Source organism: Serratia sp. G204Y, from assembly GCF_051172435.1.
Classification (GTDB): domain Bacteria; phylum Pseudomonadota; class Gammaproteobacteria; order Enterobacterales; family Enterobacteriaceae; genus Serratia; species Serratia sarumanii.
The window spans coordinates 110,761-131,458 of record NZ_JBPIZA010000004.1; the positions used below are offsets into that span (position 1 = coordinate 110,761).

16 protein-coding genes and 1 pseudogene are annotated in these 20,698 nt (G+C 61.1%); 7 read left to right on the forward strand and 10 right to left on the reverse strand.

Annotated features, from left to right (window positions below):
• Positions 1–119: 119 nt before the first annotated feature.
• Both ACSBQQ_RS18835 and ACSBQQ_RS18840 read right to left on the reverse strand, forming a co-directional pair.
• Complete coding sequence (locus ACSBQQ_RS18835; RefSeq protein ID WP_039568505.1) at positions 120–3,182, reverse strand: autotransporter outer membrane beta-barrel domain-containing protein; 3,063 nt, start codon at positions 3,180–3,182, stop codon at positions 120–122.
• 195 nt (positions 3,183–3,377) lie between these two features.
• Positions 3,378–3,692: a hypothetical protein gene (locus tag ACSBQQ_RS18840; RefSeq protein ID WP_025303891.1), complete on the reverse strand. Its 315-nt coding sequence runs from the start codon at positions 3,690–3,692 to the stop codon at positions 3,378–3,380.
• A 175-nt stretch (positions 3,693–3,867) separates the two neighbouring features.
• Here ACSBQQ_RS18840 and ACSBQQ_RS18845 point away from each other — a divergent pair, with 175 nt between their 5' ends.
• Both ACSBQQ_RS18845 and ACSBQQ_RS18850 read left to right on the forward strand, forming a co-directional pair.
• The gene (locus ACSBQQ_RS18845) at positions 3,868–4,500 is read left to right on the forward strand and encodes a response regulator transcription factor (protein WP_033648860.1); all 633 of its coding nucleotides are present in this window, start codon (positions 3,868–3,870) and stop codon (positions 4,498–4,500) included.
• Positions 4,497–6,278 (forward strand): hybrid sensor histidine kinase/response regulator, encoded by a 1,782-nt coding sequence (locus tag ACSBQQ_RS18850; RefSeq protein WP_033648861.1) that lies wholly within the window; start codon positions 4,497–4,499, stop codon positions 6,276–6,278. The genes ACSBQQ_RS18845 and ACSBQQ_RS18850 overlap by 4 nt, the downstream gene beginning before the upstream one ends.
• Before the next feature lie 14 nt (positions 6,279–6,292).
• Here ACSBQQ_RS18850 and ACSBQQ_RS18855 read toward each other — a convergent pair whose 3' ends face one another.
• On the reverse strand, positions 6,293–7,126 hold the full coding sequence (locus tag ACSBQQ_RS18855; protein ID WP_033648862.1) for an enoyl-CoA hydratase/isomerase family protein: 834 nt from the start codon (positions 7,124–7,126) through the stop codon (positions 6,293–6,295).
• A 122-nt stretch (positions 7,127–7,248) separates the two neighbouring features.
• Here ACSBQQ_RS18855 and ACSBQQ_RS18860 point away from each other — a divergent pair, with 122 nt between their 5' ends.
• Positions 7,249–7,611, forward strand: coding sequence for a winged helix-turn-helix transcriptional regulator (locus tag ACSBQQ_RS18860; RefSeq protein WP_060388328.1), 363 nt, complete (start codon positions 7,249–7,251; stop codon positions 7,609–7,611).
• 204 nt (positions 7,612–7,815) lie between these two features.
• On the opposite strand, the pseudogene ACSBQQ_RS18865 reads toward ACSBQQ_RS18860, so the two are convergent.
• The 3 genes and pseudogenes from ACSBQQ_RS18865 to guaB form a co-directional block, all read right to left on the reverse strand.
• Positions 7,816–7,947: pseudogene (locus ACSBQQ_RS18865) on the reverse strand (type II toxin-antitoxin system Phd/YefM family antitoxin); the annotation flags it as partial.
• Between the two features lie 225 nt (positions 7,948–8,172).
• Positions 8,173–9,750: a glutamine-hydrolyzing GMP synthase gene (guaA, locus tag ACSBQQ_RS18870; protein WP_060428968.1), complete on the reverse strand. Its 1,578-nt coding sequence runs from the start codon at positions 9,748–9,750 to the stop codon at positions 8,173–8,175.
• Between the two features lie 102 nt (positions 9,751–9,852).
• Complete coding sequence (gene guaB, locus ACSBQQ_RS18875; protein ID WP_033635581.1) at positions 9,853–11,316, reverse strand: IMP dehydrogenase; 1,464 nt, start codon at positions 11,314–11,316, stop codon at positions 9,853–9,855.
• Between the two features lie 170 nt (positions 11,317–11,486).
• Between guaB and xseA the strand changes: the two genes are divergently transcribed.
• Complete coding sequence (xseA, locus tag ACSBQQ_RS18880; RefSeq protein ID WP_031299944.1) at positions 11,487–12,863, forward strand: exodeoxyribonuclease VII large subunit; 1,377 nt, start codon at positions 11,487–11,489, stop codon at positions 12,861–12,863.
• 3 nt (positions 12,864–12,866) lie between these two features.
• On the opposite strand, the gene ACSBQQ_RS18885 is transcribed toward xseA, so the two are convergent.
• Positions 12,867–15,233, reverse strand: coding sequence for a TIM-barrel domain-containing protein (locus ACSBQQ_RS18885; RefSeq protein WP_060428970.1), 2,367 nt, complete (start codon positions 15,231–15,233; stop codon positions 12,867–12,869).
• Positions 15,234–15,244: 11 nt separating this feature from the next.
• Positions 15,245–16,555 (reverse strand): MFS transporter, encoded by a 1,311-nt coding sequence (locus ACSBQQ_RS18890; RefSeq protein WP_033635583.1) that lies wholly within the window; start codon positions 16,553–16,555, stop codon positions 15,245–15,247.
• Between the two features lie 358 nt (positions 16,556–16,913).
• On the opposite strand from ACSBQQ_RS18890, the gene ACSBQQ_RS18895 reads away from it, so the two are divergent.
• From ACSBQQ_RS18895 to ACSBQQ_RS18905, 3 genes are all read left to right on the forward strand, one after another.
• Positions 16,914–17,996, forward strand: a complete 1,083-nt coding sequence (locus tag ACSBQQ_RS18895; RefSeq protein WP_033654276.1) for a LacI family DNA-binding transcriptional regulator — start codon at positions 16,914–16,916, stop codon at positions 17,994–17,996.
• Between the two features lie 62 nt (positions 17,997–18,058).
• Positions 18,059–19,084, forward strand: coding sequence for a M4 family metallopeptidase (locus ACSBQQ_RS18900; protein WP_060428972.1), 1,026 nt, complete (start codon positions 18,059–18,061; stop codon positions 19,082–19,084).
• A complete protein-coding gene (locus ACSBQQ_RS18905) occupies positions 19,084–19,425 on the forward strand; it encodes a protealysin inhibitor emfourin (protein ID WP_033635587.1) in 342 nt (113 codons plus the stop codon). Before ACSBQQ_RS18900 ends, ACSBQQ_RS18905 begins: the two co-directional genes overlap by 1 nt.
• 4 nt (positions 19,426–19,429) lie before the next feature.
• On the opposite strand, the gene ACSBQQ_RS18910 is transcribed toward ACSBQQ_RS18905, so the two are convergent.
• Both ACSBQQ_RS18910 and ACSBQQ_RS18915 read right to left on the reverse strand, forming a co-directional pair.
• Positions 19,430–19,651 (reverse strand): zinc ribbon domain-containing protein, encoded by a 222-nt coding sequence (locus ACSBQQ_RS18910; protein ID WP_033654277.1) that lies wholly within the window; start codon positions 19,649–19,651, stop codon positions 19,430–19,432.
• 12 nt (positions 19,652–19,663) lie between these two features.
• Positions 19,664–20,620, reverse strand: coding sequence for an AEC family transporter (locus ACSBQQ_RS18915; protein WP_033648913.1), 957 nt, complete (start codon positions 20,618–20,620; stop codon positions 19,664–19,666).
• Positions 20,621–20,698: the final 78 nt, after the last annotated feature.

A 20,698-nucleotide genomic window follows, 5' to 3' on the forward strand; every position in this document is an offset into this window, starting at 1 on the left:
CCGCCGTTGCGCGGGCTTTTTCATCATAAAAGTCAGCCACAGGCCGCCACTGAGCCCTCACCATAAAAAAGGCCCGCATCAAGCGGGCCAGTCAGTACCAGAGAAGTCTAGAGGAAGAATCAGAACGACCAGCGCAGGTTGGCGTTGACCGAATTAACGCGGGTATCGGCGCCGAATTGCCCCTGATAGCCGACATCCAGCGTCGCGGCGCGCGACAGTTTCACGCTCACGCCGATATCGCCCACCATCACGTTGTCATCCACGGCCTGGCCCTGAGTGACGAACGCGTCGCTGCCGGCAAACGCCATGCGCGATGAGGTGTTCTTATCGCCGTAGGCGTGCTGCCAGCCGAGCGAGCCGTAGAGGCTGACGTTCTTCGGCAGTTCGGTCACACCGCGCACCCCGAGCGTGGAGTAGAAGGTGTTCATCGTTTCATTGCGCACGCTCAGCGCCGCCGCGCCACCCGACTCCTGGAAGCTGTCGGTATGCAGACGGATGTAGCTCAGGTTGATGAACGGTTCGACGTTCATCTCCGGCTGGCCGAAACGGTAACCCGCTTCGGTGAACGCCAGCAGCGAGTTGGCATCGTAGTCCGACTTCAGCCGATCCGAGAAGCCGCTGAAATCGACGTTGCGCTTGCCTTCGATCTTGTGCCAGGTGTAACCCAGCGCGCCGCGCAGCGAGAACGCATCCTGCTGCCCCGCTGCATACAGGCCGAGGTGGTAGTTGTCGGTATCGGCCTTGGAACGGCGGCTGTCGACGTCGTAGTCGCCGCGGCTGTAACCGAAGTAGCCGCCGATGCGCACGTTATGGTCCGCCAGCTTGCGATCCGCCCCCAACAGGAAGCCGGTGGTGTTGCCATCCAGCTTGCCCACGTTGCCGTTGCCGCTGTTTCTGCCCCAGGAACTGAAGGTCTGCCCCCAGACGCCGCTGTTTTGCGCCTGCGCCGGTTGCACCAGCGACATCGCCAACGGCGGTATCGGCAGGCTGTCGTTGTCGAACAGGCGCAGCATGCGCTGGTTCAGCACGTTGAACAGCTGGGTGCTGCCGGCGATCAGGTTAGACTGCATCGACGGATAGACTTCGCCGGACAGCTGATTGAACGCCTCGCGCGCTTCCGGCGCACTCAGCAGCAGCAGCGAGTTGTACAGCGCCAACGAAGGGCCGCTCTGCGTCAGCGTCGAGAGCGCACCGGCGGTATTCCACTGGTTGCCGCTTTCGGCCACCGTTTGGAAAATGCCCGGCTTGCCGCTGCCTGGGTTCTCGCCCCCCGGATTTTCACCGCCTGGGTTTTCCCCACCCGGGTTCTCGCCCCCTGGATTCTCACCGCCTGGGTTTTCTCCACCCGGGTTTTCGCCCCCTGGATTCTCACCGCCTGGGTTTTCTCCACCCGGGTTTTCGCCCCCTGGATTTTCACCGCCCGTGTCTTTCTGCGCGATGGTCAGATCCACGGCGTTGGCGCTGTGATTCAGCGCTACATCGAGGAAGGCAGACTTGGAGACCGCCGCCGCGAACTGGCCGTCAATGCCGCCGTCCGAGGTCAGAATGCGATAGCTTTGGCCGGTTTTATAGCTGGTTTGCGGATCCAGCGCCGTAACCTGCACCTTGGCCCGATCGCTGATGGTGGTTTTGCCCGCCACCAGCAACTGGTCGCTGCGGCCGTCGCCGGCGATATCGACGTCGTAGAAGGATTCGCCGATAAAGTTCAGGTAGCGTTTCAGCGTCAGCGTGCCGATATTGCCGTCGCCGGGCGAGATATGGCCGCCGGACTGGATCTCGGTCTGGCCCAGCGTGCCGTTGCCGCCCAATGTGCCGCCGGCCTTGATCGACGCGGCGCTGCTGTAGCCCTGCCCGTTATTGACGTCGGAACCCGCCGTCGCGTTGAGGATCAGCGTGCCGCCGTTCTCTGCGCTGAGGGTTTGGATCTCGAAGATGTCGTCTTCTTTCTGGGTATTGATGTCGCTGGCGATGATGAGCTTGCCGCCGCGCGCGGTGACGTTCGCCTGCAGCTCAGAGAGATCGCCGTTCAGCGTCGTGTGCCCGGCGCTGTTGATCACCTCGCCTTCGCCGCTCATCTTGTTGCTGAAAACGTAATTGCCGTCGGTATGGTTAAAGTACACATAGCTGCGGAACAATCCGCCCCGCAGGGCGATCGCCGTCTGGGCATCGATGGTGCCTGCGGCGCCCGCCGCGCCGAGCGTCGGCTCAGTCAACCCGGTGCCGGTGTCCATGTTGCCGCGGCTGCCGATAATCAGCGCGCCGCGGTTAGAGCCGGAGCCGGTCTTGCCCAGCACCACTTCGTTGCCGCCGGCGGAGAATGTCCCGCCGTCCATGACCGCCAGCACGCCGTTGCCGTAATCGCCGACGTTGACGCTGCTGCCGCTGGTAAACCGTGAGCCGTTGCCGGCGATCGTCAGCTCGGCGGTTTTACGCGCGCCGGAGACGCCCGCCACTTCGATGCTGCCAACGCTGACCGCGCCGCCGTTCAGCACGTCCAGATCGCCGTAAAGCGTGAGCGCGCGGCCGACGTTCCATTGGGAATTGGCCCCGGTGACCGTGGCTTTCGGGCTCAGCGTATCGGTCTCGCCCGGCCCGCTACCATTGCCGATGCGCGCGTCAAAGGCGGTGTTCAGCACCGCGCCGTCTTCAATCGCCAGCGTGGATCGTGCCCCTAAATCGGTGCCGACGCTGAGAAAATTGCTGGTGACGCGAGAACCGGCGCCGGTGGCGATCAGATGGCTGTCGTAGCCACGCGTGGTGCCGACCACGATCTCTTTCGCGCTGGCCAGCGCGCCGTCTTCAACCCGCAGGGTGCCCCGCCCCAGATTCAGGCCGCCGCGCAGCACGAACTGATCGTTCACCGCGTTCAGCTCGGCGTTCGGCCCGCGGACCGTGACCAGGCTTTCATGAATTTGGCCGTTGAACATCCGGCCGATATTGATGTTATAGGCGCTGATCTTGCCATTATCGATCAGCAGGTTGCCGCTTTGATTACGGCCGACGTAAACGTCCCCGGTGTAGGCCAATGATTCGGTAATTTTTGCGTCGCCATCAAAAATGGCATCATCTGCGCGAGCGATATCGGCGGGCGCCAGCATCAACAGCGGCGCAGAAAATAGAGCGAGGTAAAGTTTGGAAAGCGGTGTTTTAACCGCTAAAGGATGCGATGTCTTGTCATTCACGGGCTATCTCCGTACTCGTTGGCATGATGGCGCGAAATTTATTGTTATAGGGAAACTCAATGCACTAGAGGAGGTGTAAGGCGTTATTTCGCGCACGCCGGTTTAGTGATCGTCGAAGCAAAAGCTTATTGCCCCCCGGCGCTGACGCTCCGACGATGGAAAACCAGGAAGCGGCAATACCGCCCCCAAAGCGAATTATTTATGCGTGACCACCGGCGTACAGGTCGGCGCGCTCAGCGACGGCGACGAACCTAAAATTCCCGGCATCATCAGCGACGAGCAATCGAAAATGCGGCCTTTTTCCGTGGTGGCGCGATAAGAAAGTTTTTGCCCGCCCAGCGCATCCGGCTGTGCGCCATTGACATTGGTCACGGTAATTTCGTCCGATGAGCCCAGGCCCAGCATTTTGGCGGTTTCCGCCTGCAGTAATGGAATGGCCTGATCGGTTTTCAGGGTGGAACAACCGGCTATCATCATCGTAACGGTTAAAGCGATAAGTGGTTTTTTCATAAATTATCCTTTATAACCAATCAGTTAAAATTATCGATTGGCTTTATGTTTTCTCTTATCCAAATCCTCGAATAATATATTTCCCTTTCCTAAACGAAAAAACCCTCCTAAAGTAGGGAGGGTTGATAATAATTCATCAGACCTATCTGAACTGTGAAGGCGAAAGGAGAATCCTTTGGGGCAGGATTATGCGTTGGTCGTTGATGACCATCCATTGGTAGCAAGCGGTATCGCTAACTTTCTCAGCACGCATTGCCGATTCAAACAGGCACATGTGGTGACCAATGAAGAAAATTGCTACCGTCATATTAGGGAAAATGGCCCGCCGCGTTTACTGGTGATCGATTTTTGGCTCTCTTCCGGCACCGCATTGAAATTACTCAAAGAAGTAAAACAACGTTATTCTCAGGTGCGTATTTTGGTGGTCAGCGGCGACGAAAATAACGATATCTGGCAGAAAGTGCAAAATGCCGGCGGGCATGGGTTCGTATTAAAAAATGAACCCCCGGAATTATTCGCCAGAGCGGTTTTTGCGTTGAATAATAATCAGGAGTGGTTCCCGGAAGGAAATGAACCCGCCATTAAAAACAGTCATGAAAATTTAAATAAATTCAATTTAACGCCAAGACAAATCGACGTATTAACTATGATGCTGCGCGGCCTGCCGAATAAAAGGATCGCGACGCAGCTGTCTATTTCCGAACCCACCGTGAAAGAGCATATCAGTAATATCTTGAAAAAGATCGGCGTCAACAGCCGGGTAGAAGCCATCACGCTGTTGCACGGCAAACGGGATCCGTCGCAATGAAGTTTTTCCAGAATTTACAAAATGATGGCATCTCCTCACGCGCGCAGATCCGCCTGCTGGACAACACCTTCATGCGGTTGGTGTTCAGCTTCACTGCCGTGCCTTTCGTCGGCATCCCGTTCGCCATCTGGATTTATTTGCTGGGGGATGAACTCGGCCCAACCATTGCCTGGATCATGGTTTACCTGCTATGCGCCGTGGCGATCAGAATATGGCATCGGCGCTACCAACGCGAGGCCAAAGAAAATGATGAAGACGCCGTGCTGCGCCGCTGGCTGCCGCGCATTAATAAGGTGGCGTTTATTCACGGATTGGGGATCTCATCACTCTATTTAATTACGCCGCAGACCCATAACTTTGACTTTTTTCTGCTGCTCAATATCAGCATCGCCGCGATCGTCGCCGCCAACGCAACGCATCTGACGCCCGTCATCAGCACCTTTACCCGCTTTTTCTTCGCCTCCTGGGGGCTGCTGAACCTCGGCATCATCTGGCGGCTGGAAGACGTGATGTTCATCGTGCTGATGCTGAACTTGCTGTACGGCTTCGCCATTTACCGCCACGCGTTAACCTCGCATGCGTTCTTTATCCAGCAGGCGTTGCTCGAGGAACAAAGCTCCCGCCTGGCGGAACAGTTCCGGCAAGCTAAAGAGGAGGCGGAACAGGCGCTGCTGGACAAGAACCAGTTCCTGACCACCGCCAGCCACGATCTGCGCCAGCCGGTGCACGCCATGGGCTTTCTGATCGAAGCCATCATCCACAAAAACCGCGACGACAGCCTGACGCCACAGCTGCTGGATCTGCAGCAGAGCGTGCGTTCGGTGCATTTGATGTTCAATTCGCTGCTCGATCTCAGCAAGATCGAGTCCGGCAACGTGCGCACCGCCGCCACCCATGTGGATATCGGCGCCCTGCTCGACTCGGTGATCACCCTGTTCCGCGAAGAGGCCAACAGCCGCGCCCTGGCGCTGCGCACCTGGCGGCCTAAACGGCGCATCAGCGTGATGGGCGATCCGCTGCTGGTGCGGCAATCGCTGATCAACCTGATCCAAAACGCCCTGCGCTACACGCAACGGGGCGGCGTGCTGATCGCCATCCGCCCGCGCGGCGCCGAGTGCCTGGTGGAAGTATGGGACACCGGCGTGGGCATCGCCGACGAAGAGAAAAGCAAAATCTTCTCCCCTTACTACCGCCCCGAACTGGCGTGGAAAATCGACAGCGCCGGCCACGGGCTGGGGCTGGCGGTAGTGGCGCGCTGCGCCAAGCTGATGAAGGTGAAGTACGGCATGCACTCCGTCGAAGGCAAAGGCTCACGCTTCTGGATGCGCTTCACGCAATACATCGGCGAAGACAAAGCGCCGGAAACCACGGCCGCCTACGACAACACCGCCACGCCTACCCGCTATGCGCCGCTGCGCGGCGCCTGCCTGGTGGTGGACGACGATCCCTTGGTGACTTCAGCCTGGGAGAGCCTGATGAGCACCTGGGGCATCACCGTGCGCTGCGCGGCCTCCGCCGAGGAAGCCTTCGCCATCGTCGACGACGGTTTTACGCCGTTCGCCGTGCTGTGCGACCAGCGCCTGCGCTCCGGCGAGAGCGGTTTCGACATCCTGAAAGCGCTGTTCGAACGCCTGCCGGACGTGAGCGGCGCCATGGTCAGCGGCGAGTTCAACTCGCAGATATTGCAAGAGGCCGAGCAGGAAGGCTATCTGGTGCTGCGCAAACCGCTGGAGCCGGCCAGGCTGCATGCGCTGCTGACGCAGTGGGGGGCCGGCTAGCGCGAGGCGGAATCTTAGCGGGCCAGATGACGCAGCAGGCCTTCAAGATTGCGCTCCCCCTCCGGGGTTTGCGCTCCGGCCTTCAGCCCGCCGCGAATCAACCGCTCCGCGGCCGGGCGTGCGAACAATCCTGCCCAGGCGTCGTGCTCGCGATAAAAACCGGCCTGCAGATCCGGCGCAGGCATCGCCTGTTTGGCCGCCGCAATCACGCCCTCTGGCAATGCCGCGATATTGCGCGCTAACCGATCGACGAAATCATCGAGCTCGGCAGCAGGCAAGGCGCGGTTAATCCAGCCGTAGCGTTCTGCGGTAGCGGCATCGAAAAGCTCAGCGCCCAGGATCACTTCCAGAGCGCGGCCGCGCGTCATTCGGCTCGTCAGATACTGCGTCGCGCCGCCGCCGGGCGTAATGCCCATCAAGGCCTCGCACTGGGCCAGTCCCGCCGCTTCCCGTGCAGCGAAAGCCATATCGGCCGCCGCCACAAACTCGGCGCCGCCGCCGCGCGCCAGCCCAGCCAGCTTAACGAGAGTAACCTGCGGCTGGCTGCGCAGCAGTTCGCCAAACGCCTGGAACGGATTAAGCCCCTCCGGCGCGTTGCTCGCCAGTTCGTCGAAAGCGTGCGGCTCATCGATCAAGGTCATGTCGACGTGAGCAATAAAGAACGCTGGGTTCGCGCTCTGGAACACCAACACCCGCGTATCCGGATCGTCACGCACCGCGAGCAATAAACGGCTGATTTCCGACATCAGCGCCACATCAAGCACGTTTACCGGTGGGTTATCGATAGCGATCGTCATCACGCCGTGCGCATGAGACAGCCTGAGTTTGCTGAAATCTGTATCTGTCATCTCAATGTCCTTTTACCTGGGGTACAAGTGCGGGTTATTCGCGCCGTGTTTCGAATGGTATACTTTGCATACCTGGCGTCAATTACGCACCTTAAGCATCCCAGGGATGCGGGAGGATACCGATGGATAAGACCGATGTTGTTTACCGCGCCGACTGCCCAAGCCGCATCGTGCTCGATCAGATTGCCGATAAATGGTCCATGATGGTGTTGGAAGTGCTGCGCGAGCCGCAGCGCTTCAACGCCATCAAGCGCCGTCTGGATGGTGTCACGCAACGCGTGCTGACCCAGACCCTGCGCAAATTGGAACGCAACGGCATGGTGCATCGCAAAGTGTTGGATGGGCGGGTGCTTGGCGTCGAGTATTCGCTGACGCCGCTCGGCAAATCCCTGCAGGGGCCGTTCTCGATACTGTTCGACTGGACGTTAGGGAATATTGAGGCGATTCAGGAGTGCCAGCGCAAGTATGATGAGCAGGACGGGTGATGCGATCCCCCATAGTCTTTCACTTGCAGGAAAACGAGGGTTAGGCGCCATAGGGCTATCAGGGCATGATGAATCGCTTAAACAGCAGCTGCTGGATGTCCTGATGGTATGACAATGGGGTCAATACAGTGCCTTACGGTACGCGTGTACTCCAAGGCCACCTGCTGTTCCACTGCAATCCCTTAATGTTGAGCACTGTAATGTTTAAAGCACATCCAACAGCAGTTCCTTCGAGAACACGCGCCCTTCCGCTTTATCCTTCTCTGACAGCGTCAGCAATTTCAGCAGAGTAATGGCGTTATCTCGCTCCTGCTGCTCATAGGATTCTATAACGTAGTGGATGCTCTCTACTTTCATCGTGCCCCCAGGCGCTATCAATCATACCAAGGTCTGAACATAGGCCATATTTCGACCACAAACAATGTTCGGCTTTACCCATAACTTACCTCATGGCTGACAACAGGCAGAAAAGACATGGCCATACAAAGAAAAACCCTCTGTAAAAACAGAGGGTTTTAGTCACTAAGACCTAGTTACGAACAGGCTGAGGGAAGTGTCAAATCACTCCCACTCGATCGTCGCCGGCGGCTTGCCGCTGATGTCGTACACCACGCGGGAGATGCCGTCCACTTCGTTGATGATGCGGTTGGAGACGCGGCCGAGGAAGTCATACGGCAGGTGCGCCCAGTGCGCGGTCATGAAGTCGATGGTTTCTACCGCACGCAGGGAGACCACCCAGTCGTATTTGCGGCCGTCGCCCATCACGCCGACCGAACGCACCGGCAGGAACACGGTGAACGCCTGGCTGACTTTGTTGTACAGGTCGGCCTTGTGCAGCTCTTCGATGAAGATGGCGTCGGCGCGGCGCAGCAGATCGCAGTACTCTTTCTTCACTTCGCCCAGCACGCGCACGCCCAGACCCGGGCCCGGGAACGGGTGACGGAACAGCATGTCGTACGGCAGGCCCAGCTCCAGACCGATCTTGCGCACTTCGTCTTTGAACAGCTCTTTCAGCGGCTCGACCAGGCCCAGCTTCATCTCTTTCGGCAGGCCGCCCACGTTGTGGTGCGATTTGATCACGTGCGCTTTGCCGGTGGCGGAAGCGGCGGATTCAATTACGTCCGGGTAGATGGTGCCCTGCGCAAGCCATTTCACCTGCTCTTGCTTGCAGGCTTCTTCGTCGAACACTTCAACGAACACGCGGCCGATGATTTTACGCTTGGCTTCCGGCTCGTCCACGCCCGCCAGTGCGGTCAGGAAGCGGTTTTCCGCCTCGACGTGCACGATGTTCAGGCCGAAGTGGTCACCGAACATTTCCATCACCTGCTTGGCTTCGTTCAGGCGCAGCAGGCCGTTATCGACGAATACGCAGGTCAGGCGTTTGCCGAGGGCGCGGTGCAGCAGCATCGCGGTCACGGAGGAGTCGACGCCGCCGGACAGGCCGAGGATCACGTGGTCTTCACCCACCTGCTCGCGGATGCGCTCGACCGCATCTTCGATGATGGTGGCCGGGGTCCACAGGGCTTCACACTGGCAGATGTCCAGTACGAAGCGCTCCAGCATGCGCTGGCCCTGGCGGGTGTGGGTCACTTCCGGGTGGAACTGCACGCCGTAGAAGCGCTTTTCTTCGTTGGCCATAATGGCGAACGGGCAGGTGTCGGTGCTGGCGACGGTCACGAAGTCGGACGGGATCGCGGTCACTTTGTCGCCGTGGCTCATCCACACGTCCAGCAGCGGTTTGCCGGCCGGGCTGATGGCGTCTTCGATGTCGCGCAGCAGCGCGCTCTCGTTGACGATTTCCACCTGCGCGTAGCCGAACTCGCGTTCGGTGGAACCCTGCACATGGCCACCCAGCTGCATCGCCATGGTCTGCATGCCGTAGCACACGCCCAGCACCGGCACACCGGCGTTGAACACATAGTCAGGGGCGCGCGGGCTGCCGGCTTCGGTGGTGCTTTCCGGGCCACCGGAGAGGATGATGCCGCTTGGGTTGAATTCGCGGATCTGCTCTTCGCTAACGTCCCAGGCCCACAGTTCGCAGTAAACGCCGATTTCGCGCACGCGGCGGGCGACCAGTTGGGTGTATTGCGAACCGAAGTCCAGTATCAGGATGCGATGCTTATGGATATTTTGTGTCATGTGAGGCGAATTCCAGCAACAAGAGAAAAAGAGCGAAAATGTGTGTTTCGGGATGGGGCTTAACGCCCCACCCCGGCCTCTCACTCAGGAGAGGTTAAGGCATTAGCCCATGCGGTAGTTCGGCGACTCTTTGGTGATGGTCACGTCGTGCACGTGGCTTTCCTGAATGCCGGCGCCGCTGATGCGCACGAACTCCGCCTTGGTGCGCAGATCGTCGATAGTGGCGCAGCCGGTCAGGCCCATGCAGGAGCGCAGGCCGCCCATCTGCTGGTGCACGATGGCTTTCAGCATGCCTTTATAGGCCACGCGGCCTTCGATACCTTCCGGCACCAGTTTGTCGGCGGCGTTATCGGTCTGGAAGTAACGGTCGGAAGAGCCTTTGGACATCGCGCCCAGCGAGCCCATGCCGCGGTAAGATTTGAACGAACGGCCCTGATACAGCTCGATTTCGCCCGGGGATTCTTCGGTGCCCGCCAGCATGGAGCCGACCATCACGCAGGATGCGCCCGCGGCGATCGCTTTGGCGATGTCGCCGGAGAAGCGGATGCCGCCGTCGGCGATAACCGGGATGCCGGTGCCTTCCAGCGCTTCCACCGCGTCGGCGATGGCGGTGATCTGCGGTACGCCCACGCCGGTCACGATGCGGGTAGTACAGATGGAGCCAGGGCCGATACCGACTTTCACCGCGCTCACGCCGGCTTCAGCCAGCGCTTTGGCGCCCGCTGCGGTCGCGACGTTGCCGCCGACGATCTGCAGATCCGGGTATTTGGCGCGGGTTTCGCGGATGCGCTGCAACACGCCTTCGGAGTGGCCGTGCGAGGAGTCGATCAGCAGAACGTCAACGCCTGCCGCCACCAGCGCGTCAACGCGCTCTTCGTTGCCGGCGCCGGCGCCGACCGCCGCGCCCACGCGCAGACGGCCGTGCTCGTCTTTACAGGCGTTCGGTTTGCGTTCCGCTTTTTGGAAGTCTTTAACGGTGATCATGCCCAGCAGGTGGAAGCTGTCGTCCACCACCAGCGCTTTTTCTACGCGCTTTTCGTGCATCTTCTGCAGTACCACGTCGCGCGCTTCACCTTCTTTCACGGTGACCAGGCGATCTTTCGGCGTCATGACCGCGGTGACCGGCTGGGTCAGATCGGTCACGAAGCGCACGTCGCGGCCGGTGATGATGCCGACCAGCTCGTTGTCTTCGGTGACGACCGGGTAACCGGCAAAGCCGTTGCGCGCGGTCAGCTCTTTCACTTCCTGCAGCGTGGTGGATGGGGTAACGGTCTGCGGGTCGGTGACTACGCCGCTTTCATGCTTCTTCACGCGGCTGACTTCTTCAGCCTGGCGCTCGATGGACATGTTTTTGTGGATGAAGCCCAGGCCGCCTTCCTGCGCCAGCGCGATGGCCAGGCCGGATTCGGTAACGGTATCCATGGCTGCGGACAGCATAGGGATGTTCAGGCGGATGGTTTTGGTCAGTTGGGTGCCGAGCTCTGCGGTGTTAGGCAGAACCGTGGAGTGGGCTGGAACCAGGAGGACGTCGTCAAACGTCAGAGCTTCTTTAGCGATACGTAGCATGGGCAATATCTCACCAGGGTGGGCTGTGAAAAAGATAAAATATTGCCGCGGCATTATACAGAGCGGAATCGGTTGCCTCCAGCACTTTCTTACAAAAAGTCTTGATTACCTTTTTCAGCCATGTAGTATCGACCAATTAAGTGATTGTTTTGAAATTTGATCTGGGTCACATGTCGCTACCTGTTTCGCCTTCCATTTTTACCGTAAGCCGCCTCAATCAGACGGTTCGCCAACTGCTGGAAATGGAAATGGGGCAGATTTGGCTCTCCGCCGAGATCTCCAACCTCTCCCAGCCCGCCTCCGGCCACTGGTATTTCACGCTGAAAGACGATCGCGCCCAGGTGCGCTGCGCGATGTTCCGCAACAGCAACCGCCGCGTCACCTTCCGGCCGCAAAACGGCCAGCAGGTTTTGGTGCGCGCCAGCATCACGCTGTATGAACCGCGCGGCGACTACCAGCTGATCGCCGAGAGCATGCAGCCCGCCGGCGACGGCCTGCTGCAGCAACAGTTCGAGCAGCTGAAACAGCGCCTGAGCGCCGAAGGGCTGTTCGATCAGCAGTTCAAGCAGCCGCTGCCCGCCCCTGCCAAACGCGTCGGGGTGATCACCTCCGCCAGCGGCGCGGCGCTGCACGATATTCTGCAGGTATTGCAGCGGCGCGATCCGTCGTTGCCGATCGTCATCTACCCCACCTCGGTGCAGGGCGCCGAAGCGCCGATGCAGATCGTGCGCGCCATCGAGGCCGCCAACCGCCGCGACGAATGCGACGTGCTGATCGTCGGCCGCGGCGGCGGTTCGCTGGAAGATCTGTGGAGCTTCAACGACGAACGCGTGGCGCGGGCGATCTTCGCCAGCCGCATTCCGATCGTCAGCGCCGTCGGCCATGAAACCGACGTCACCATCGCCGATTTCGTCGCCGATCTGCGCGCGCCGACCCCTTCCGCCGCCGCCGAACTGGTCAGCCGCAATCAGCTCGAGCTGTTGCGCCAGCTGCAATCGCAGCAGCAGCGGCTGGAGATGGCGATGGATTACTACCTGGCGCAGCGCCAGCAGCAGTTCACCCGCATTCACCACCGTTTACAGCAACAGCATCCGCATCTGCGCCTGGCGCGCCAGCAGACGCTGCTGTTCAAGCTGCAGCGCCGGATGGAAGACGGCATGCAACAACAGCTGCGCCTGGCCGCCCGCCGCAGCGAACGCGCCCAGCAGCGGCTGGCGCAGGTGCAGCCGCAGGGCCGCATTCATCGCTACCAACAGCGCGTACAGCAGCAGGAATACCGCCTGCAGCAGGCGATGGAGCGGCAGCTCAACGCCTACCGCCAGCGCTTCGGCGTGGCCTGCAGCCAGCTGGAAACCGTCAGCCCGCTGGCGACGCTGGCGCGCGGCTACAGCGTGACGCAAACCCCGCGCGGCGAGCTGCTGAAAACCACCAAGCAGGCGCAGGTCGGCGAACTGCTGAAAACCCGCCTGCAGGACGGCTGGGTGGAAAGCGAGGTGAAAACCATCACCGTCGCCAAGAAGCCGCGCAAGAAACGCGCGGCCGAGTAACCCCTACTCCAGCGTAAAACGCTCGCCCGGTTCGCCGTTCACCCACAGCGCGCGCATTTCGCCTTCCGGCAAGCTGAGCGCCAGCGTGCGCCAAGCCGGGCGGAAACGCCCTTCCGTCGTGATATCCAGCATGATGCGCTGATGGTCGCAGCGCATTTCCCAACGCAGCCACAGCGCATCGCCCTGTCGCCAGCCGTCGCTTTCACCGTCGTCCTCAAACAACAGCCCGCTGCTTGCACCGCAGCCCTTGAGCGGAAACAGCCGCAGCTCGCGCCGATCGTCGGCGGCCACGTCCACATGCGCCAACCGCTGCGACAGCGGCAGCGCCGCCCCGGCGCGCACCAGCAGCGGCAAACGCTCCAGCGGCGCCGCCAGCGTCACCGTCTGGCCGCCGCCGAACCATTGGCCGCTGTAGAAGCAGTACCAGCCTTCGCCGTTGTCCGGCAGATACACCGAACGCCGGCGCTGCCCCGGCTCCACCACGCTGGCCACCAGCAGATCGCGGCCGATCAGAAAATCGTCGTTCTCGCCGAAGGTGTGCGCATCCTGTTCATGATCGAGAAAGGTCGGGCGCAGCATCGGTTCGTCATCCGCGCAGGCCTGCCACAACAGAGTGTAGAAATACGGCAGCAGTCGGTAACGCAGGTTGATCGCCTCGCGCACCGCCGGGGTGGCGGCCGGGTACATCCAGGGCTCGTTGACCGTGGCGTCGTCGTTCCAGGAGTGGATGGTGAAACGCGGATGCATCACGCCGTTTTGCACCCAGCGCACCAGCAACTCCGCATCCGGTTTGTCGCCCGAGAAGCCGCCGACGTCGTGGCCAAGGTTATACAGCCCGGACAGGCTCATGCCCAGCCCCATGCGGATGTTGTAGCGCAGCGTCTGCCAGCTGGTGCGGTTGTCGCCGCTCCAGGTCTGCACGTAGCGCTGCATGCCGGCGCAGCCGGAGCGCGAGATCAGATACGGCCGCTTCTGCGGCGCGAAGCGCTGCTGGGCCTCCATCGAGGCGCGCATCATCAGCAGCGGCATCACCGGGCGGATGTGCTTGATGGCGATTGGCCGCCCGAAGCCGTGGCAGCGCGCTTCGCCGTCCCACACTTCGTACTCGTTGTTGTCGTTCCAGGTCGAGTCGATGCCCATCTCCAGCAGTTGCTGCGTGACGCCCTGCTGCCACCAGCGCACCGCCGCCGGATTGGTGAAGTCGAGGTGCGATCCTTCGTCGTCCCAGAAGCTGGAGCGCTCGGGCGCGTCGCTTTGCGAATCGCGGATAAACAGCCCCTGCGCCGCCACCGCCTGATACTGCGGGTGATCCTGCAGCAGGCACGGCTTGATGTTGGCCGCCAGCCTGAGGCCGGCGTCGTGAAACGCCTGGCTCAGTTGCTTGGGCTGCGGCACCTTGTCGTAATTCCAGTTGAACACGTAGCGCTTGTTGTTGATCGAGGTGTAGCCCGACGACAGCTGGAAAGAGTCGCAGGGAATGGCGTGTTGACGGCACAGCGCGATGAACTGCTGCAGCTGCTGCTGGGCATCCGGCGCGTCGGTGTAGTGCATGGTCGAGCCGCTGTAGCCCAGGCTCCACTTCGGTCCGAAGTGGGTGCGGCCGGTCAGGCGCACGAAGGCCTTAGTGACGTCCAAGACCTTCGGCCCGAGGAACAGGTAGTAATCCAGATCGCCCGCTTCGGCCTGATAGCGGCGATAGGCCGCGTGGTAGTTGTCGATCTCGTTGCCCAGATCCAACCAGCAGCTGCTCAGGTTGTCGTAAAACAGGCCGAAGCTCGCCTCCGGCCCGCGGGTGATGGTGAACGGAATGTGCTTGTACAGCGGATCGGTGCTGGCGGCGTTGTAGCCCATGGCGTCCAGGTTACGCATCTCGAAGCGGCGGCCGGTGCGCTCCAGATCGCCGGCCTTCTCCCCCAGGCCGTAATAACGCTCATCGGCGAAACGCCGCTGATAGTGCGCCACGCCGTCGCCGTGCGCATTGAGCAGGTAGGCGCTGGTCGGCCGATCCGCCGCCAGCGGCCGCCATTCGCCGGCGGCGTTGCAATATTCCCATTCCAGCCACAGCGGCTGATGCACCGTCACGCGCAGCAGCGGCGTGCTGACCACCAGCCGATCGCCCTCCTGGCGCAGCTGATAGCCCGGCAGGCTGAAGCCGGCGACGCTGAGCCGATCGCGCCCCTCCCAGGGCACATCCTCCTGCGGCGCGATGCTCCAGGTGCGATCCAGCGCCAGCCCGCCCTCACGTTTGATCAACACGCGGAACAGATCGTTTTCCAGCACGTACAGGCAGAAACGGTGGCGTTCATCGACCAGCAGCTCAACGTGGTCGGCATGCTGCGCCGCCAGCGTCCAGTTTTTCAAGGTTTTCATAAGCATTCCACTTAGCTGTGTGAAGGTGTTTTCTTACCGCCGCGTTCGGCGATCAGGGCAATCAGGAACAGGGCACCGATCAGATCGAAGAAGCCCATGGCGATGAACAGCGGGTTGAAGCCGATGGTGTCGGATACCGCGCCGATCAGCAGCGTGAACAGGAAGCTGGCGATCCAGGCGCTGGATCCGCGCATGCCGTTGACCGTCGCCATCTGGTTTTTATCGAACGACTCCACCACCAGCGCGCTGAGCATGCAGGAGATCACCTGGTGGCCGAAGCCGCCGATCGAGATCAGCGCGATCGCCACATAGGGATCTTGGGTGATCGCCACGAACGCCAGCGACACCATCAGGAAAGCGCCGGTCACCGAGCTGGCGACCACCGAGTTGACGCGGCTGCAGCCGAACCATTTGCGGTACAGGGTGGTGAGATAGCCGCTGGCGACGCTGCCGATATCCGCCGCCAGAAACGGCAGCCAGGCGAACATCGCGATCTGTTTCAGATCCATGCCGCGTTCGGTGGCCAGGTACAGCGGCACCCAGAAGCTGAATACCGCCCAGGCCGGCTCGGCGAGAAAGGCCGGGATGGCGATGCCGTAAAACTTCTTGTTCTTGCACAGGCTGGCCAGCGAGGTGAGGAACGGCAGCTTAGGCAGCACCGGTTCGTTGTCTTCGCGGATCAGATCCAGCTCTTGCTGGCTGAGGTTCGGGTGCTGCTGCGGCGAGTGGTAGAACAGCCACCACAGCACCACCCAGATCAGCGCCAGCCCGCCGGAGAACAGGAAGGCGCCCTGCCAGCCGAAAGAGACGTGAGCGATGACGATGATCGGCGGCGCCAGCATGGCGCCGATGGAGAAACCGACGCCCGCCCAGCCGGCGGCGATCGGCCGCTCCTTCTTCGGGAACCAGTCGGAGATCGCCTTGGCGTTGGCCGGGGTGGCCGCCGCCTCCGCGCCCCCCATGAAGAAACGCAGAATGGCCAGTTGCAGCCAGCTGCCTGCGCCGGCGTGCAGCATGCACACCACCGCCCAAATACCGGCGCAGATCAGAAAGCCCATCTTCAGGCCGATAACGTCGATCAGCCAGCCGCAGATCGGCTGAAACACCGTGTAAGCCAGTTGGAACGACGCCACCACCCAGGCATATTGCTCGGTGCTCATGTTCAGGCTGGTTTTCAGCTCCGGCGCCAGAATGCCCAGCGAGTTGCGGGTGATGTAGTTGACCGTGACGCCCAGCAAGAACAGCGCCAGCATCCACCAGCGCAGCGATTTGAACTTGCGCCGGCCGCTCTGCGCGACCGCCTGATTGATCTCCACACTCATCGGTTCTCTCCCCGCGGCCGCCGGCTACGGCGACGCGCGTTTTGGTAGGGTACGTTGTGCTATCAAACACGGGGCGGTGAAAACGGGTCGGCGCCATATCATTGGCCGACAGACAATCACAACCCCATGATTTATTTTTGTTTTCATTTTCGCACACCGTTAAAATTGGACTGACATGTCGCTAAAATTGGTGTACCAATGCAGACTACTCAGCGAGAGCGCGCAGCGAAACGCTGTTTTTTGCAAAGATTTTCACAGGCGGGTGAAAAAATAGTCATAATGACCAAGAAATCCGGTCAAGACGCTGAAAATCTGCAATGAAAATATTCTCACGGACGAATTTGAAGGAGATCACAGAATGAACGGAAAGCTGAAAATTCAGGAGATCGCTCGCCAAACCGGGCTGTCGATCAGCACCGTTTCCCGCGTGCTGGCGGGCAAGGCCAACACCAGCGCCGAGGCGCGCCGCAAGGTGCTGGACTGTGCGCAGCAAAACGGCATTCTGCAGGGCATTTCCAGCGGCCGACTGATGCTGAACAACGTGATGGTGTTCGCGCCGCAGCGCGCGTTCGACGTGCGCACCGACATCTTCTACTACAAGGTCATTCAGGGTATCGCCGCCGCGCTGATGGAGCACGAGGTGCGCATCCGCTACTGCGGGCTGGAAGAGCAACACAGCGACGGCGCGCTGTTTCTGGAAAAGATGAGCGACCCGCACACCGAAGCGGCGCTGATCATCGGCATCGACGACGAGCATATCCACACCCTGGCCGCCGATCTGCACAAGCCCTGCGTGCTGATCAACTGCAGCGATCGGCAGATGCGGCTGGACAGCGTCTCGCCGGATCATCAGCTGATCGGCGACTATTCCGCCAGCTACCTGTTTCAGCAGGGGCACAGCCATATCCTCAATCTGCAATGCCTGCGCCGCCACACCATGGAGCTGCGGCTGGCGGGCATCCGCCAGGCCTACGCCCGGCATCATTTGCCGTTCGACGACGGCCGCCATCTGATCACCACCTCCGGCTTCGGCGGCGAAGAGGCCGAGCAGGCGCTGACCACCTATCTCGATGGCATCCACGGCCACTCCCCGCTGCCGACGGCGATCCTGGCCGGCGGCGACTACATGGCGGTCGGGGCGGTCAAAGCGCTCAACAAGCGGGGGCTGAGCGTGCCGGGTGACGTCTCGGTGATGAGCACCGACGGCTTCAATCTGGCGGAAATCCACGATGTGCCGCTGACCTCGGTGCAGGTGCCGCGTGACGAACTGGGTTACGAGGCGATCCAGCTGCTGCAGCGGCGCATGCTGCGCGCCGACGCGCCGCCGTGCAATCTGCTGCTGCACGGCCGGCTGGCGGTGCGCGCCTCGGTGCGACGCATCAGCCCGCACAAGACCGCGCCGGCGGTGAGCACGCATGACCACAGGCTTTATGACGAGTAGGCTACACTTAGGCACAGTGCATTCATTCGATGAGGTAAAATTTTTGCCTAAGGAGAGCCACTATGCCAGCCCAGCGCATGCGTTCCGTCATTCCTCCCTACATGCTGCGCCGCATCATTGAACACGGCAACGCCCCGCAGCGCGACTGCGCGCTGCACACGCTGAACCACGTGCAAAGCCTGCTCGGCAACAAGCCGCTGCGTTCGCCGACCGAGAAAAACGCCCGAGCCGGCGAAGCGCTCCGCGATATCTACGACGCCCAGAACGGCACCCAGCTGCCCGGCAAACAGGTGCGCAAAGAGGGCCAGCCCAGCAACCACGATGTGGCGGTGGACGAAGCCTACGACTATCTCGGCGTCACCTACGATTTCTTCTGGCAGGCCTACCGCCGCAATTCACTGGATAACCAGGGGCTGCCGCTGGTCGGCAGCGTGCACTACGGCAAGGAGTACCAGAACGCCTTCTGGAACGGCCAGCAGATGGTGTTCGGCGACGGCGACGGCGAGATCTTCAACCGTTTCACCATCGCCATCGACGTGGTCGGCCACGAGCTGGCGCACGGCGTGACCGAGAGCGAAGCCGGGTTGATCTACTACCAGCAGTCCGGGGCGCTCAACGAGTCGTTGTCCGACGTCTTCGGCTCGTTGGTCAAGCAGTTCCACCTGCAGCAAACCGCCGATAAAGCCGACTGGCTGATCGGCGCCGGGCTGCTCGCCGAGGGCATCAAAGGCCAAGGGCTGCGCTCGATGTCGGCACCCGGCACCGCCTACGACGATCCGCTGCTGGGTAAAGACCCGCAGCCCGCCAGCATGAAGGATTATATCCAGACCAAGGAAGACAACGGCGGCGTGCACCTCAATTCCGGCATCCCTAACCGCGCTTTCTACCTGGCGGCGACGGCGCTGGGCGGCTTCGCCTGGGAGAAAGCCGGTTACGTCTGGTATGACACGGTGTGCGACAAAGCGCTGCCGCAAAACGCCGACTTCGCCACCTTCGCCCGCACCACGGTGAAACATGCGCAGGCGCGTTTCGATCAGAGCGTGGCGGACAAGGTGCAGCAAGCCTGGCGTCAGGTGGGGGTGGAATAATGAAACCGCTGCCGACGCTCAATCAGGATACGGTCATTGAGCTGGCGCGCGAGGGAGGCTTCGCCTACATTCCCAAACTGGCGGGCCAGCGCCGCATCGCGCTGGCCGATATCACGCCGGAGCAGCGGCAGCGCCTGAATCAGTTGCTGAACCAGACGCTGCCCTATGCGCAGGAAGAAGGCCAGCCCACCTCCCCCGGCTGCGGCGACCAGCGCTACTACCGCGTGCAAATCAACTACACCAGCCCCACCCTGAGCACTGAGATCGTGCTGTTAATCCCGGAAAGCAGCGCGCCGCAGGCGCTGGTGGATCTGTGGAAAACCGGCCAGGTGGATGAGTGAGGACTTACAGCGGCTGATAGCTGAAATTCACCCGTTTTTTGGAGATCAGCCCGTGCCCGTTCTGGCACAAGTAATCCACCGCCCCGCAGGCTTTCAATTCTTGCAGCGGCTGCCCGCACGCCGGGCAGCTCGCCAGCTGCCGATAATCGCGCTGGCAGGCTTCACAATGGTAGTGACCCGCTACCCACTTCATGGTCTGACGGCAGTGCGGACAGTGCGCTTCCATAACGACTCCAGGTTAAATCGCGCCCCATGAGCGCAAGAAATAAATCCCCAACGCGGTGGTGAAGAACGAACCGACGGTGGTGATGGCGATAATGTTGGCCGCCAGCGTGGCGTTGCCGCCCATGGCGCGCGTCATCACATAGCTGCCCGACGCGGTCGGCGTGGCGGAAAACAGGAAGATAATGCCCAGCGCCGCCCCCTGAAACCCGCACAGCCAGCCGGCCAGCGTCATCAGGCACGGCACCAGAAACAGCTTGGCCGCCGACGACAGCGCCGCCACGTTGGACGAACGGAACATGGCGCGAAAATCCAGGCTGGCGCCGGTGCACAGCAGCGCCAGCGGCAGCGACAGCGCAGAGATATAGCTGCCGGTCTGGCGGATCACGGTCGGGATGCCCAGCCCGGTTTGCGCGTACAGCAGCCCGCACACCAGGCCGATGATCAGCGGGTTGGTAACGATGCTGCGCAGCAAAGACAGGTGGCTGATTTTCTTGCCCTGCCCGCCCTGCAGGCTGCGCGTGAGGGTGATGACCGACAGTATGTTGAACAGGATCACCGTCACCGTCAGGTACAGCGAAGCGAGCGCAATGCCTTCGCTGCCGTAGGCGGTCATGGCGTAGGCCAGGCCAACGATGGCGGTATTGGCACGGAAACCGCCCTGCACGAACACCCCGCGCTCACGCGGTTCTTTCACCAGCCACTTGGCGGCCAGCTCCAGGAGCAGGAAGGTCGCCAGCGTGCCGACCGCGCCGAACAGCACCAGCGGCAGGTTGCCGAGCAGCTGCGGATGGTTGGTGGCGATGCTGAAAAACAGCAGGCACGGCAGCGCCAGATTGAACACCAGGCGGGTCGCGCCGTCGACGAAGCGGTCATCCATCAGGCGCCAATGGCGCAGCAGGATCCCCAACAGCATCATCAGCAGATTCGGCACGGTGACGTTAAACGCAAAACTCCAGGTTTCCCAGGACATGGTGTTCCTTCAGGCAGGCGAGGTAATCTTCAGATAATAAAACGATTTCGGGCCAATAAAAAAGGGGCGCGGCATCAC

Excerpts from the sequence above, each read along its gene's own strand:
- xseA (WP_031299944.1), top strand. The coding sequence starts at position 11,487 with ATGTCGCTACCTGTTTCGCCTTCCATTTTTACCGTAAGCCGCCTCAAT.
- ACSBQQ_RS18850 (WP_033648861.1), top strand. The coding sequence starts at position 4,497 with ATGAAGTTTTTCCAGAATTTACAAAATGATGGCATCTCCTCACGCGCG.
- ACSBQQ_RS18900 (WP_060428972.1), top strand. The coding sequence starts at position 18,059 with ATGCCAGCCCAGCGCATGCGTTCCGTCATTCCTCCCTACATGCTGCGC.
- ACSBQQ_RS18895 (WP_033654276.1), top strand. The coding sequence starts at position 16,914 with ATGAACGGAAAGCTGAAAATTCAGGAGATCGCTCGCCAAACCGGGCTG.
- ACSBQQ_RS18905 (WP_033635587.1), top strand. The coding sequence starts at position 19,084 with ATGAAACCGCTGCCGACGCTCAATCAGGATACGGTCATTGAGCTGGCG.
- ACSBQQ_RS18840 (WP_025303891.1), bottom strand. The coding sequence starts at position 3,692 with ATGAAAAAACCACTTATCGCTTTAACCGTTACGATGATGATAGCCGGT.
- ACSBQQ_RS18855 (WP_033648862.1), bottom strand. The coding sequence starts at position 7,126 with ATGACAGATACAGATTTCAGCAAACTCAGGCTGTCTCATGCGCACGGC.
- ACSBQQ_RS18885 (WP_060428970.1), bottom strand. The coding sequence starts at position 15,233 with ATGAAAACCTTGAAAAACTGGACGCTGGCGGCGCAGCATGCCGACCAC.
- guaA (WP_060428968.1), bottom strand. The coding sequence starts at position 9,750 with ATGACACAAAATATCCATAAGCATCGCATCCTGATACTGGACTTCGGT.
- ACSBQQ_RS18910 (WP_033654277.1), bottom strand. The coding sequence starts at position 19,651 with ATGGAAGCGCACTGTCCGCACTGCCGTCAGACCATGAAGTGGGTAGCG.
- ACSBQQ_RS18860 (WP_060388328.1), top strand. The coding sequence starts at position 7,249 with ATGGATAAGACCGATGTTGTTTACCGCGCCGACTGCCCAAGCCGCATC.
- ACSBQQ_RS18915 (WP_033648913.1), bottom strand. The coding sequence starts at position 20,620 with ATGTCCTGGGAAACCTGGAGTTTTGCGTTTAACGTCACCGTGCCGAAT.
- guaB (WP_033635581.1), bottom strand. The coding sequence starts at position 11,316 with ATGCTACGTATCGCTAAAGAAGCTCTGACGTTTGACGACGTCCTCCTG.
- ACSBQQ_RS18890 (WP_033635583.1), bottom strand. The coding sequence starts at position 16,555 with ATGAGTGTGGAGATCAATCAGGCGGTCGCGCAGAGCGGCCGGCGCAAG.